This window comes from Vibrio genomosp. F10 str. ZF-129 (assembly GCF_000287055.2).
Taxonomy (GTDB): Bacteria; Pseudomonadota; Gammaproteobacteria; order Enterobacterales; family Vibrionaceae; genus Vibrio.
Genome location: NZ_AJYQ02000126.1, coordinates 1 through 339, shown reverse-complemented (window position 1 = coordinate 339; position 339 = coordinate 1). Strand labels below are relative to the sequence as shown.

Genomic DNA, 339 nt, shown 5'->3' with positions numbered 1-339 from the left:
AAGAACAAGAACAAGAACAAGAACAAGAACCAGTAGAGTTTGATAGTGAAGACTTTATTGATGACATGCTGAGTTCTGCCCCACAGTCTGATCCATTACTGGACGCTTCCAGTCCTTTAGATTCTGATTTCAATGATGAATCGAGCATCTCTGAAGAGTTAGAACCGGCTCTCAGTGTTGAAGACGCAGCACCAGTACTCGATGATGCTCTGCAGGTTGATGACGAAGTAGATGCAGGTTTAGATGAAGAGCCTGTGGCAGATAATTTGTCATTAGATATTGACACAAATTTAACCGAACTAAACCATGCAGAGCCAGAGCCAGAGCCAGAGCCAGAGC

Annotated in this window: 1 protein-coding gene; it reads left to right on the top strand. The window is 44.0% G+C overall.

The window, feature by feature from the left end:
* Positions 1–339 (top strand): hypothetical protein (locus A1QO_RS20415; protein ID WP_038131299.1); only part of this gene is annotated, 339 nt, incomplete at both ends.